The sequence below is a fragment of the Citrobacter freundii ATCC 8090 = MTCC 1658 = NBRC 12681 genome (assembly GCF_011064845.1).
Taxonomy (GTDB): Bacteria; Pseudomonadota; Gammaproteobacteria; order Enterobacterales; family Enterobacteriaceae; genus Citrobacter; species Citrobacter freundii.
The window spans coordinates 57,702-71,305 of sequence record NZ_CP049015.1; the positions used below are offsets into that span (position 1 = coordinate 57,702).

Here is a 13,604-nt window from a genome sequence, read left to right on the forward strand (position 1 = left end):
TTGAAGTCTTCTGGACAAAATAAAACGCCCATTTCGCTTAATTATTACGCAATGGATATCGTGATATTCAGGATGTTTCCTGATTCGGGATGAAGAATAGCAATGGGTTATTAGAGGATTCAGTGACCCATGTCGCGTAAGTCGATGATGGCAAATATGAATTCCATTGAGGGGGCGCGATTTTTGTTTCCGGATATGACGTTACCTCTTGCGGCAATACAACGAGGGTACATTGGAACTGGCAAAGATCCATGTGCCCTTATACTCTTCCATGACCAGACTGAGGGTTCGTCCGCTTTGGCGGTAAAAACCGGGTAAGGTATTGTTAATATCCGTTTCATCGGCGCTGTCTGCGAAGGTTTTGACCACCTGCATCGCCTGTAGCACCCGGGCTTCGTGCTGTCTGGTGTAGTTGAAATAAATGTTCCTGCTGATGTCTGAGGTATTACGTCCGTACAGTTTTCCGGTAATGGTGGCCAAACCTGCATTATCGTACATCCGAAACGCTAACGTACCGGCAAAGCGATTGCTGCCAATATTCCATTCCACGTTGCCGATGCAACTCAGCGGCTTTTCGGCAAAGCGTGAATACCATAGCCACCCGCCTGAACCGAGCAACGTCGCCAGACCGATTACCAGCAGAATAAGGTGATGTATTTTTTTCATTACCCGCGCATCCAGTAATAGTGGGTAGTACAAAACGCGTTAGCATCTATCCGCGCATCTTTATCACAGACAAACGCCACGATCCTCTCCGCTTTGCGGTAGCCGGAAAGGAAGACGTGCTTGTTGTTTTCGCAGAGATAGGGATGCAGTTGCATCAGATTGAAATAATTCTCCTGGTCGTGCTCATTTGGCGAGTAATAAATTTTACAGTTTTGCCGAGAGGGAACTTGCATAGAAACAGACACGAATTTACTAAACGGCATAACAGGACGCGTCTGATACCACACCAGCCAGATAATCAGGGTGGCAATAACGATGCCCGTGCTAAATATAATGTACCACCAGGGTCCCCGCGTCGTTTGTTGAGGCGCGGGAGCAATTATCTTTGGGGGCGCGTAATCCTCTATAACCGGTGGCTGGTAAACTTCACTTTGAGGATGTGTTATCGCCTCAACCTGCGTATTTTCATTTAATGCAAGCCCGCGCCGGGAAATTGTTTTTACCGTATCTCTCGGCAGACCCACATCCGCCAGAGCATTACGTAGCGTCAGAATAGCCTGGTAAAATGTGTTGGTGGTGGTCACATTATTTCTCTCACCCCAGCCCACTTTAATCAACGTGTTCTGAGAAACAATGTCACTTGCGTGAGTAATTAAATAGAGAAAACAGAGCGAGGCTGGTATCTGTAGTTGAATTGCTCGCCCTGTCTGTCGATTGACCAGGCTTTTGTTATCAGGATTAAATTCGACCAACTGATTGATAAGGTACAATTGCCCAGCCCTCAGTAACCTAAACGTATCACCGCATGTGCCAACACTTACCTTAAATTTTACATCCAAATTGATAATATGCCTCACTCTTTGTACGTGATCGCAGATAAGAATTTCACTTAAGATTTAAATGTTCTTTACATACAACGTGTTAGCTGATCAGGTTCTTAGGTAAAATTAACTAATGTTAAATAATGAGAATTCATTACAGGTTTATCTGAATTATCATTATATTTATACACAGCACTTCAAGGGTGATTGAGTTATCAGTATTGTGTAATTAATGAGCATCGTTTACATCGGTTGTTTTTTAGCAAATAGTGCTTTTTTAAGATTTATCCTAGGATTTTAATTTATGCATAAAATTCCTAATGCCCAGACTGTTATTCTGAGATAAGGCACAAAAAAGCTTAGCGCAATCGTATTAATCACAGTCCATGCTTATTAGCACATCAGGAGTTTATTACATTTTATTAGCGCCACTGTTATTAGCTGACAAGGAATGTCGTACGTGTCGGATTGACACATTTATTTACCAATGAAATATTTATGGAAAAATAACAGGAGTCATTTTTGATGAAGAGATCACCATCACAGAGTGTTCGTTGCATAAGCTGTGAATTGTCCTGTCAATTATTTCCGGATGCTGCGGTTCGCGCCAGTTACTGTCACCGTGCCGCTTTTGCTATCTGGCCTGAGGGAAATGGCTTTCTGCAAAAAGGAATTATTGAAAAACTTCTGCTTAATAATCAAAACCATTTGTCGCGCGGGTTTATTTTTGTGGACTTCTCTTTCCCGAACCTGCGCCTGTTTGCCGACCCGCAATGGGTTGATCGTCTGGCTTATAGCGGCATGCATATTGTTTTGATAGCGGACCGGAACCTGGCGCCGTTAGCCAACTACTGGCTGTCGAAAAGCAATAAAATACAAGGGATTATATATTCTGATGATGATGATGACGTACAGCATCAGAAAATGAGACGATTATTTACCGGTCATCTCGCTAACAGTAAACGTGGGCGCACACTCAACTATACAGAAATGATATTACTGAAGCGATTTGTCTCAGGAAAAAGTATTCAACAAATTACCCAAATAGATAATATTGATATTAAGAAAATATATGTCTATAAGCTCCGGCTTGAAGATAAGTTGGGCCATAGTATTCATAAAATACTATCGAATATTTTATAACGCATTTCTGATTTTTAATATTTCACATCCTTGCGATGTGGTGGACGCTCTACGCCTAATAGCAGGAGGCTAATATGCCAAATCCCAAATCTTACTCTCGTATTGCCATCGCGGTTTCAGCCGCATTAACTTCTATGGTATTTTCGGCCCATGCAGCCTGGATTGATGTTGATAGTCTTCCTTCCAGCGGTCTGGTTAGCAGTCTGTCCCCGGAGTTGCAGGCTTTATTTCCTGCACAGGCGAATGCAAGTTTCGCTAAAACCAGCGCTACGCCGAATTATGTTTATCAATGGAGTGCTGGCACCATTCCTGTTTTTGGCAATGGGTTAACGCTCAATGGGCCAGGAGCAGAAGCCTTCGAGCACTCCATTACCGTTATTCAGAATAGCGCGACGGGTAGCCCAGGCGTTATTTTCGGTGATGACCTGACGATCCGCACACAGTCGAAGAATGCTGCCAACAATGGTAAAGATGTTGACGGTATTCGCACGCACGGGGCTAATACGCCGGATAACCCGGTCTTTATCATCACCGGAGATCGCACCAGCATTTATGTGGACGGTCAGGATGGTGACGGTATTAACGCCGGTTACAACTCCTATAGCCAGGGTTGGAAAGGTTCAGCCAACATATACGTCGGCGACGATCTGTATATTCAAACCACCGGTTATCAGGGGCGTGGTATCACTGCAAACGCAATGAAAGACGCTACGCAGGCCAAAAATACGATTGTCGTCGGCGATCGGGCACACATTGTGACGATCGGTGACAGTTCAGAAGGTCTTCGCACCGGGCAGAGCGGCTCCTCGATCCGCCTTGGTGATGACGCCACTATCGAGACGTCGGGCGCGTCCTCGACAGGGATCTATGCCGCCTCATCTTCCAAAACGGAACTGGGCAACAATGCCACGATTACGGTCAACGGCGTCAGCGCCCATGCGGTTTATTCCACCAATGCAACCGTGAATCTCGGCGAAAACGCGACGATCAACGTAAACAATTCGGCGAAAGCGGCGTCTTACAGCAAAGCGCCACGCGGTCTGTATGCGACTTCACGCGGGGCAATAAACCTGGCTGGCGGCGCCGCCATTACTATGGCGGGCAATCACAGCAATGAAAGTTATGCCATCAGCACCGAAACGGGCGGCTCCGTAGACGGCTCCGCTGGCGGGCGCTTCCTTATCGACGGTGATCTTCACGCCGCTGGCGCGACTGCCGCGACCAGCAGCCTGCCGCAGCAAAACAGTACCATTACGCTCAACATGACCGACAACTCGTTGTGGAGTGGGGCGTCATACATCACCAGCGTCACGGCCGGAACGGGGGTTATCTCGCTGCAAATGAGCGATGCGACCTGGAACATGACCAACAGCTCAACGCTCACCGACCTGACGCTGAACGGCGGGTCAGTGGTGAACTTTGGGCATACTGACGGCGAACCGTGGCAGACGCTTACCATTAATGAAGATTTCACCGGCAACGGCGGCAAACTGGTTTTCAATACCGTCCTGAATGACGACACCTCCGAAACCGACAAGCTGAAAGTGCTCGGCAACACCGCGGGTAATGCGTTTGTGGCGGTGAACAACATTGGCGGAACCGGGGCGCAGACCGTTGAAGGTATTGAGATCATCGAAGTAGCCGGTAATTCTGACGGTACTTTTGAGAAAGCAGGCCGTATTGTTGCTGGTGCGTACGACTATAACGTGGTGCAAAAGGGCAGCAACTGGTATCTAACCAGCTTTATTCCTGCTCCGCCGGATCCGGAAGAACCGGACCCGGTCGATCCGGACCCGGTAGATCCCATCGACCCAGACCCCGTTGACCCGGATCCGGTTGACCCTATTGACCCAGGTCCTGTCGATCCAGACCCGGTCGATCCGATAATCCCTGAGCCGGAAATACCTGTCGCACCTCCGGTCACCGAGCAGCAATACCGCCCGGAAGCAGGCAGTTATCTGGCGAACAACTACGCCGCTAACACGCTGTTTATGACCCGACTGCACGATCGTCTGGGCGAAACGCAGTACATCGACATGCTGACGGGCGAGAAAAAAGTCACCAGTATGTGGATGCGTAACGTCGGGGCGCATACCCGCTTTAAAGACGGTAGCGGGCAGTTGAAAACCCAAAGCAACAGCTATGTGTTGCAGCTGGGCGGTGATCTGGCGCAGTGGAGTAGCGACGGCCTCGACCGTTGGCACATCGGCGCAATGGCTGGTTACGCCAACAGCCAGAACCGCACGCAGTCCAGCCTGACCGGCTACCATTCACGTGGTCAGGTTACCGGTTACAGCGTGGGGCTGTACGGCACCTGGTATGCCAATGACGCAGACAAAACCGGCACTTACGTAGACACCTGGATGCTGTACAACTGGTTTGATAACAAGGTGATGGGCCAGGAGCAGGCGACAGAGAAATACAAATCCAGCGGGATAACCGCTTCGGTAGAAGCCGGTTACAGCTTCAAACTGGGTGAAAACGAGCGCAACAGCTACTGGCTGCAACCGAAAGCGCAGGTGGTGTGGATGGACGTGCAGGCCGACAGCCACCGCGAAGCGAACGGTACCCGCGTGAAAGACAACACCGATGGCAACCTGATGACCCGTCTGGGTGTGAAAGCCTTTATCAACGGTCACAACGCCATCGACGACGGTAAATCACGCGAGTTCCAGCCGTTTGTCGAAGCCAACTGGATCCACAACACGCAGACGACCAGCGTGAAGATGGATGATGTGAGCAACGACATGCGCGGCACCAAAAACATCGGCGAACTGAAAGTCGGCGTAGAAGGGCAAATCACTCCGCGCCTCAATGTGTGGAGCAACGTGGCCCAACAGATCGGCGACAAAGGCTACAGCGATACCCGCGGTATGCTGGGCGTGAAATACAATTTCTGACGGGATTGTAAGTAACAGAAAAGCCGCTGATTAATGGGTCAGCGGCTTTATTTTTTGGGGAAGCGGTAGGTCGGATAAGCGTTAGCGCCATCCAGTAAATAAGCTGCGTACAGCGCTAGCTATTACTATTTTTGTTACAAGTAAGTTCTTTGCCCAAAGCAATCATGGCCAATTCAGAAGGACTGTATTTTGTTCGTTCTTTAGGATGGGTCTGGAGGTAATTACCAACAATATCAGCTTCCTGTCCAATGGTTATGCTTTCATTACAGATGATATTTTCTTTTGATAGTGTCCCCGCTACACCGGCAACAAAAGACATATACATCACTGCTGTCTGTTCATCCCGAACATTCAAATAATCAAAACCTTTCTCATACAACTGATAACCGTGATAAAGCGAGTTGCCGTCGATATTCAATGTCGATTTTGCCAGTACAGGCGTTGAAAAACAGAGCAATAACAAGACAGGAATGGCAATTTTACTGATCATACGAGCACCAGCCGCCCTTATGGTGTGAGCCAGTACCGCCGTGCGGGTGTTCTCCTTTCGGGCATGCGAAAACAGTAGATGATGCGGTGATAGTGACGAGAGCGATAACCATTGCCATGAATACGTTTTTCATATGTAACCCAGTAATCTAATTTATTAGAAACGAGGCTGTCCCTTCCTGATTAAAGAAAAAGGATGCCTGTGTATTTTTAGCGGGATTATAATATGGTGTTTATTGTGCTGTCATGTTTATCGTTTGGCATAGGCCATCAGGATAGTATTTTTATTATGATTTTTAGTGTAGTGGTTGAATGATTTCTAATGCGTTTCTGATTCATGGATAATGAGTTGCTGCTTCAAATATCATAATTATTGATTATTGCCCGTAAGTTTATAATGCTTTTTTCATTTATTAGGCTCGATTAATTCATCAAAGAAATTATCGCCGTTAACAATATTATCAGAATGAATATCACATTGTGCACATTGAATCTTGGCTTTCAGTAACTGAATTTTTATTTCTTCGACTTTTTCATCGTCGTCAATCGAAAAGATGGTGTCTGGTTTTTCGTGGTGATTCATTTGTTTGGGTTCCCGTTACACTTTGGCTTCATTTTCCAGGAGAGTAGGCCGGATAAGCGCAAGCGCCATCCGGCACCAAGTGAACCTGAAAGTAACGCTTACAGGTTCAGCCGTACTTCACTGGAGAGTCGCCAGCGTGCTCTCAATTCTGTTCAGCTTCAGATTTGCCTCTTGCAGCTCATCCTGCAATCGTTGTTCCTGCTCGCCGTAGACCATCAGGACGATACAGCCGTTCATCACTTTTACGGTAATCTGTTGCCCGGTATCAAACCCTGCCGCACGGAGCCATTTGCCGGAAAGAATAATTTTGGGTGTAGATTTGTCGAAAACATTCGGGCGATATCCCACTATTACCGAACGCTCGGTTCCGGATTGGTCGCTGTCTGGGGTAGAATGCGAATCAGCCATAATCAACTCCTTGATAGTTGGTGAGGTTAGACGCCCTTTGGTGTGACAGCACTGTTGGGCGTTGCTTGATTTTAGATTCCGTGTGGTAGGTACCACATGTGTATAAACTAACCTATGTGGTACCTACCATGCAAGAGAAAAAGAAACCAAATTTTGACCGCACTAAAAGCACCATGAAGAATATCCGGTTCGAAGATGAGCTTTTGGAACAGATTGAGAGGGCAGCGGGTAAAGGGAATTTTAGTAAGTGGGTTAAGGAGGCGTGCTTGGCACGCCTTAAATTATTTGAAAAAAAATAGTTTTATTATTCGTAACTAACTGGAATACTGTTGATGATAGTATCAAGAGTAACGTGGACTATGCTACTTGAATAGAATTCCTTTTTTGTAACTTTATTATTTAAAAAATTGTATTTAATTGTGAAATATAAAAGTAAATTTAATATATAATCATTTTTTTCTTTTTTGTTTTTTGCGTCTATTAATAAAAAAGAGTCTTCAACAGAAAATCCATTATTAATTAATGCTATTGATAGCTGTGATTTCGAGAAGTATGGTGTCTTATTTTCAGCGCTTAAAGCAATGAGTATTGTTCTTACACACCATGATATTCTTTTATTGGCTACTGGCCAGTTAATTATTCTATCTTTATTTTCAAATATCTTTAGCGCTAAGCCGAATGCAATCGATGCCTCATCTAGATAACTTTTTTTAAATCTAAAAGCTGATTTTAATTGTGTGAAAAATAACTCATTAAATAAACACTTTCCCTCTTTTATTATGTGTAAAAAGAATAGATCACCATTACATGACATATCTAATGCTTTTTCGGGGGAATAAAATGAAAAATTTACAGTATCAATATTTCGTACAGTAAATTTCTTTGATTCGTTAATACCTAATAAATCTATGTCGGATTCAATAGTCTGATCTCCTCTAGCATGACTGCCGAAGAGAATTAGGCATTTTAGATTTTTATCTTCAAATATCATAATCGAGCTACGCTAATTTTATTGATTAATGTGGGTAAGCTAACACCATACCAAAACAAACCAAGAATCATATTTAATAATAATATAAGTTGTTGATTTGGTGGATCAGTAGCAATAGAATATTTTGTATACCCTGCAAGAAATGTAATATCTAAACTTTGAATCATACTTTTGAGAAGGTTTTGAGTCCATGAGATATCTGATGTTGGTACAATTGGTAGTTGGAAATAGTAAACAGCTGTAAAAATTGTGAAAATTATCCCACCGAAAAAAACACATCTAAGGAAGTTACTTCCCCACCCATTAATTAATCCAAAGCAGTTCAACATTACCTTCTCGATCGGAAATAAGAATGAGCGTGCTTTTTTATATAAATAGAAAGAAAAATTTTTGATTTTCTTTTCTTTCTTAGCTGCATCGAAATAATGACTGGCAGCTAATTTTATCTTTGATTCTCTTTCTTTTAATCTTAGTTTAAACAATGTCTTTGTTGCATTGTAATAAATATCATCATCTCCAATAATAGAGACTGAATTAAGTATATTTCGTGCAAGTTTTACTTGAGACAGATACATTCTATATACCTGGTCTTCTTTATGCAAACTGTGCTCTTTACAATATTCTGATGTTGCATATTTGAAAGAGTTAAGAAGTAAGTTTCCAGATGATATTATACAGTTTTCAAAATTAGTTTTTCCGCCTGAAATAGATATTTTTTTAAATTTACATGAATCATTAAAAGCACAGCTGTAAAATTTTGCTAGCGAGAATGAACTTTCATTAAATATACAATTATCAAAATTGACATAATGTAACTCGGAATGGCCAAAATATATTTTTTTAAATTCACAATTCTTAAATGTTATTTTTTGACCGTTGTTGTTTCCTCTGAAATCACAATTTTCAAAAGTTGCATCTTCAATTAGTATTCTTTTTGTATTGGGCTTTTCTGCTGTTTCTTGAGGTTGTGTACCTAAATCGATAACATAATTTTTTAAATGATCACCATTATTTCTTATGCTATTTACATCTTTAATGTTGACTAATTTGAATCTTTCTAGATTAACTTTCACATCATACACAGATTCCCAATAGCAGGTATGTCGATGATCGTCTACAAATGATAGCGGTTGCGCTTCATTATTATTAGTTTGTGTTAGTCGTGATGTAGTCATTTTTCAATACTGTATAGGTAAAAGGATTAGAAAAAATATGAAATAGTTAACATCAGAAATTATAGTATTTTGGCGGAAGATCACAGGAGTCGAACCTGCCCGGGAACGCTGGCGTCCCCAACTGGATTTGAAGTCCAGCCACCTCACCGGAGATGACGATCTTCCGCGCCTCGATTGCTACATGGAGGCGGGGCGCATTATAGCTACTTCCTGGGGTTTCCACACCCCCTCACTCACTTTTTTAACTTCCCTTTTGTCTTGCCATGATCGGTTTCATATAAATCCTCAATAAATCCGGTAGTTACATTTCATCACATTTTTCGACGCAACTCTGATCACAGAAAACAAGAATCGTAATTTGATAACGAGATATCGGAATACCCGCGCTCACAGGGATGGTTTACAAGAACTGTAACCGGTATCAGTGCGTGTGAAAGTGCTAACAAGGATGCGTAATGAAAAGTGAGATTTTGTCCGTTAAAGAGAAGATTGGCTACGGAATGGGCGATGCGGCGAGCCACATTATCTTCGATAACGTCATGTTATATATGATGTTCTTCTATACCGATATTTTTGGTATTCCGGCCGGATTTGTCGGCACCATGTTCCTGCTGGCCCGTGCGCTGGATGCTATCTCAGACCCTTGCATGGGACTGCTCGCCGACCGTACCCGGTCGCGCTGGGGGAAATTCCGCCCGTGGGTGCTGTTTGGCGCACTGCCGTTTGGCCTGGTTTGCGTGCTGGCCTACAGTACGCCAGATCTCAGTCTGAACGGCAAAATGATCTATGCCGCAATCACCTACACGCTGCTGACCCTGCTCTACACCGTGGTGAATATTCCCTATTGCGCGCTGGGCGGCGTCATCACCAATGACCCCACGCAGCGTATCTCCCTGCAGTCCTGGCGCTTCGTGCTGGCGACGGCGGGCGGCATGCTCTCCACCGTGCTGATGATGCCGCTGGTAAATCTGATTGGCGGCGAGGATAAAGCGTTCGGCTTTCAGGGCGGGATTGCCGTGCTCTCGGTTGTGGCGTTCCTGATGCTGGCATTTTGCTTTTTCACCACCAAAGAACGCGTGGAAGCGCCGCCGAGCAGCAACTCAATGCGTGAAGACCTGCGCGACATCTGGCAGAACGATCAATGGCGCATCGTCGGCCTGCTGACCATTCTCAACATCCTTGCTGTCTGCGTACGCGGCGGGGCGATGATGTATTACGTCACCTGGATTCTGGGCTCGCCAGAAGTGTTTGTCGCCTTCCTTACCACCTATTGCGTCGGCAACCTGATCGGCTCTGCGCTGGCGAAGCCGCTGACCGACTGGAAATGCAAAGTCAGCGTCTTCTGGTGGACCAACGCCGCGCTGGCGGTCGTCAGTCTGGCGATGTTCTTCGTACCGATGCACGCCAACATCACTATGTTCGTCTTCATCTTCGTGATTGGCGTACTGCATCAGCTCGTGACGCCAATTCAGTGGGTAATGATGTCCGACACCGTGGATTACGGCGAGTGGTGCAACGGAAAACGTCTGACGGGGATCAGCTTTGCCGGCACGTTGTTCGTGCTCAAGCTGGGCCTGGCGCTCGGTGGGGCGCTGATTGGCTGGATGCTGGCAGGTGGGGGCTACGACGCCGCAGCGAAAACCCAGAACGGCGCCACCATTAGCATCATCATCGCGCTGTTCACCATAGTCCCGGCTATTTGCTACCTGCTGAGTGCCGTGATCGCCAAACGCTTCTACACCCTAAAAACCCCGTATCTGACTGAAATCATGAGCCAACTGGCGCAGGGCGCGCGCCGCAATCAGCAGGATTTCACGACGAAAGAATTACAGAACTAAGGAACCGATGATGAAAATTAGCGATGGAAACTGGCTGATTCAGCCCGGTCTGAACGTGATTAACCCGATTCAGGTGTTCGAGGTTGAACAGCAAGGGAATGAGATGATTGTCTATGTTGCGCCACGCGATGTGCGTGAACGTACCTGGCAACTGGATACCCCATTGTTTACCTTGCGCTTCTTCTCGCCGCAGGAAGGCGTGGTGGGTGTGCGTCTGGCGCACTTCCAGGGGGCGCTGGATACCGGTCCGCATTACCCGCTAAATGTGCTGCAGGATGTGAAGGTCGAGATGCACAACACCGCTGAGTTTGCCGAACTGAAGAGCGGTAACTTGAGCGTGCGCGTTACCAAGGGTGAGTTCTGGTCACTGGATTTCCTGCGTAATGGCGAACGTATCACCGGTAGCCAGCTAAAAAACAACGGCTACGTGCAGGATACCAACAGCGGGAAAAACTTTATGTTTGAGCGCCTGGATCTCGGCGTCGGGGAAACGGTATATGGCCTGGGCGAGCGCTTTACCGCGCTGGTGCGTAACGGGCAAACGGTAGAAACCTGGAACCGTGACGGCGGCACCAGCACCGAGCAATCTTACAAGAACATCCCATTCTATATCACCAACCGCGGTTACGGCGTACTGGTGAACCATCCGCAGTGCGTGTCGTTTGAAATCGGCTCTGAGAAAGTGTCGAAAGTGCAGTTCAGCGTGGAAAGCGAGTATCTGGAATATTTCGTCATCGACGGCCCAACGCCGAAGGACGTGTTGAACCGTTATACCCAGTTCACTGGCCGTCCCGCGCTGCCGCCCGCCTGGTCGTTCGGCCTGTGGCTGACCACGTCGTTCACCACCAATTATGACGAAGCGACGGTCAACAGCTTTATCGACGGCATGGCCGAGCGCAATCTGCCGCTACACGTTTTTCACTTTGACTGCTTCTGGATGAAAGCCTTCCAGTGGTGTGACTTTGAGTGGGATCCGCTGACCTTCCCGGACCCGGAAGGCATGATCCGCCGCCTGAAAGAAAAAGGGCTGAAGGTCTGCGTGTGGATTAACCCGTATATTGGCCAGAAATCGCCAATATTCAAAGAGCTGAAAGAGAAAGGGTATTTGCTCAAGCGGCCGGACGGTTCCCTGTGGCAATGGGATAAATGGCAGCCGGGCCTGGCGATTTATGACTTTACCAATCCTGAAGCCTGTGAGTGGTATGCCAACAAGCTGAAAGGTCTGATGGATATCGGCGTTGATTGCTTCAAAACCGACTTTGGCGAACGCATTCCTACTGACGTTCAGTGGTTTGACGGTTCTGATCCACAGAAAATGCATAACCATTATGCGTACATCTACAACGAAATGGTGTGGAACGTGCTGAAAGAGACTGTCGGTGAAGAAGAGGCGGTGCTGTTTGCCCGTTCAGCTTCGGTCGGCGCGCAGCAGTTTCCGGTGCATTGGGGCGGCGATTGCTATGCCAACTATGAATCGATGGCCGAAAGCCTGCGCGGCGGGTTGTCCATTGGTCTGTCCGGCTTTGGCTTCTGGAGTCACGATATTGGCGGCTTTGAGAATACTGCCCCGGCGCACGTCTACAAGCGCTGGTGTGCGTTCGGGCTGCTCTCCAGCCACAGCCGTCTGCACGGTAGCAAATCCTACCGTGTACCGTGGGCGTACGATGACGAATCCTGCGATGTGGTGCGCTACTTCACCGAGCAGAAATGCCGCATGATGCCGTATCTGTATCGCGAAGCGGCGCGCGCCAATGAGCTAGGAACGCCGATGATGCGCGCAATGATGCTGGAGTTCCCGGACGATCCGGCATGTGATTATCTCGACCGCCAGTACATGTTGGGCGATAGCGTGATGGTTGCGCCGGTGTTTAGCGAGGCGGGCGATGTGCAGTTTTACCTGCCGGAAGGACGCTGGACGCATCTGTGGCGTAACGACGAGGTGTCTGGCAGTCGCTGGCATAAACAGCAGCATGGCTTCCTGAGTCTGCCAGTCTACGTGCGCGAGAACACTCTGCTGGCGCTGGGCAGCAATAACCAGAAGCCGGACTACGCCTGGCATGAAGGAACCGCGTTCCAGCTGTTCCATCTGCAGGAGGGCCGGGAAGCGGTGTGTGAAGTGCCTGCGATGGACGGTTCGGTTATCTTCACGCTGAAGGCGACGCGTGTAGGTAATATCATCACTGTGAAAGGGAACGGTGAGGCACGCAACTGGACGCTGTGCCTGCGAAATATTCAGAAAATTGGCGGCATTAAATGCGGGTCGCATATGGACAGTGAGCTGGGTGTAGTTATTACTCCACAGGACAGTGAGCTGACGATTACCTTGTAAGCATGTGTCGACGTGGTGCCGGATGCGTTTTATCCGGCCCACGCTGCGAGCAACATTCCAGATCTGAAAATCCAAAACATCCTGAATTAAATTTTTATCTCTGCATATTTGCGAGCGGTATCACTCTGATTCCCGCGAAAAATGTGATCTGCGCCGTAAATATCTCACTATTTCCTCTTTTTGTCTTATTTCTGTCCGGATTACTGGACACGATTTAGTATTGTTGACGCATCGTAGTCCTCTTATATTTATCATCACGGA

At 46.9% G+C, this 13,604-nt stretch carries 12 protein-coding genes and 1 tRNA gene; 5 read left to right on the forward strand and 8 right to left on the reverse strand.

What is annotated here, in order from left to right; translation table 11 throughout:
• Positions 1–201: 201 nt before the first annotated feature.
• Together G4551_RS00280 and G4551_RS00285 are read right to left on the reverse strand one after the other, a co-directional pair.
• Positions 202–666 (reverse strand): hypothetical protein, encoded by a 465-nt coding sequence (locus G4551_RS00280; RefSeq protein ID WP_003840687.1) that lies wholly within the window; start codon positions 664–666, stop codon positions 202–204.
• Positions 666–1,436 carry a winged helix-turn-helix domain-containing protein gene (locus G4551_RS00285; RefSeq protein WP_016151203.1) on the reverse strand — a complete coding sequence of 257 codons (771 nt, stop codon included), beginning with the start codon at positions 1,434–1,436 and terminating at the stop codon, positions 666–668. The genes G4551_RS00280 and G4551_RS00285 overlap by 1 nt, the downstream gene beginning before the upstream one ends.
• 576 nt (positions 1,437–2,012) lie before the next feature.
• Here G4551_RS00285 and G4551_RS00290 point away from each other — a divergent pair.
• Together G4551_RS00290 and misL are read left to right on the forward strand one after the other, a co-directional pair.
• The gene (locus tag G4551_RS00290) at positions 2,013–2,630 is read left to right on the forward strand and encodes a helix-turn-helix transcriptional regulator (protein ID WP_003023988.1); all 618 of its coding nucleotides are present in this window, start codon (positions 2,013–2,015) and stop codon (positions 2,628–2,630) included.
• A gap of 74 nt (positions 2,631–2,704) precedes the next feature.
• Positions 2,705–5,530 (forward strand): intestinal colonization autotransporter adhesin MisL, encoded by a 2,826-nt coding sequence (gene misL, locus G4551_RS00295; RefSeq protein ID WP_003840691.1) that lies wholly within the window; start codon positions 2,705–2,707, stop codon positions 5,528–5,530.
• 115 nt (positions 5,531–5,645) lie between these two features.
• Here misL and G4551_RS00300 read toward each other — a convergent pair whose 3' ends face one another.
• The 3 genes from G4551_RS00300 to G4551_RS00310 form a co-directional block, all read right to left on the reverse strand.
• Positions 5,646–6,020, reverse strand: coding sequence for a Rap1a/Tai family immunity protein (locus G4551_RS00300; protein WP_003840693.1), 375 nt, complete (start codon positions 6,018–6,020; stop codon positions 5,646–5,648).
• Between the two features lie 405 nt (positions 6,021–6,425).
• Positions 6,426–6,602 carry a hypothetical protein gene (locus G4551_RS00305; protein WP_003840694.1) on the reverse strand — a complete coding sequence of 59 codons (177 nt, stop codon included), beginning with the start codon at positions 6,600–6,602 and terminating at the stop codon, positions 6,426–6,428.
• A gap of 117 nt (positions 6,603–6,719) precedes the next feature.
• Positions 6,720–7,010, reverse strand: a complete 291-nt coding sequence (locus G4551_RS00310) for a SymE family type I addiction module toxin (protein ID WP_003840696.1) — start codon at positions 7,008–7,010, stop codon at positions 6,720–6,722.
• Positions 7,011–7,138: 128 nt separating this feature from the next.
• Between G4551_RS00310 and G4551_RS00315 the strand changes: the two genes are divergently transcribed.
• On the forward strand, positions 7,139–7,309 hold the full coding sequence (locus G4551_RS00315) for a YlcI/YnfO family protein (protein WP_003840697.1): 171 nt from the start codon (positions 7,139–7,141) through the stop codon (positions 7,307–7,309).
• 5 nt (positions 7,310–7,314) lie between these two features.
• On the opposite strand, the gene G4551_RS00320 is transcribed toward G4551_RS00315, so the two are convergent.
• The 3 genes from G4551_RS00320 to G4551_RS00330 all read right to left on the reverse strand — a co-directional run bounded on the left by G4551_RS00320 (position 7,315) and on the right by G4551_RS00330 (position 9,341).
• Positions 7,315–8,001, reverse strand: a complete 687-nt coding sequence (locus G4551_RS00320; protein WP_032946017.1) for a nucleotidyltransferase domain-containing protein — start codon at positions 7,999–8,001, stop codon at positions 7,315–7,317.
• Positions 7,998–9,176, reverse strand: a complete 1,179-nt coding sequence (locus tag G4551_RS00325; protein ID WP_152025444.1) for a pentapeptide repeat-containing protein — start codon at positions 9,174–9,176, stop codon at positions 7,998–8,000. The genes G4551_RS00320 and G4551_RS00325 overlap by 4 nt, the downstream gene beginning before the upstream one ends.
• A 70-nt stretch (positions 9,177–9,246) precedes the next feature.
• A tRNA-Sec gene (locus G4551_RS00330) sits at positions 9,247–9,341 on the reverse strand.
• A 290-nt stretch (positions 9,342–9,631) separates the two neighbouring features.
• Here G4551_RS00330 and G4551_RS00335 point away from each other — a divergent pair.
• Together G4551_RS00335 and yicI are read left to right on the forward strand one after the other, a co-directional pair.
• A complete protein-coding gene (locus G4551_RS00335; RefSeq protein ID WP_003842177.1) occupies positions 9,632–11,014 on the forward strand; it encodes a glycoside-pentoside-hexuronide family transporter in 1,383 nt (460 codons plus the stop codon).
• 10 nt (positions 11,015–11,024) lie between these two features.
• A complete protein-coding gene (gene yicI / locus G4551_RS00340; protein ID WP_003842175.1) occupies positions 11,025–13,343 on the forward strand; it encodes an alpha-xylosidase in 2,319 nt (772 codons plus the stop codon).
• Positions 13,344–13,604: the final 261 nt, after the last annotated feature.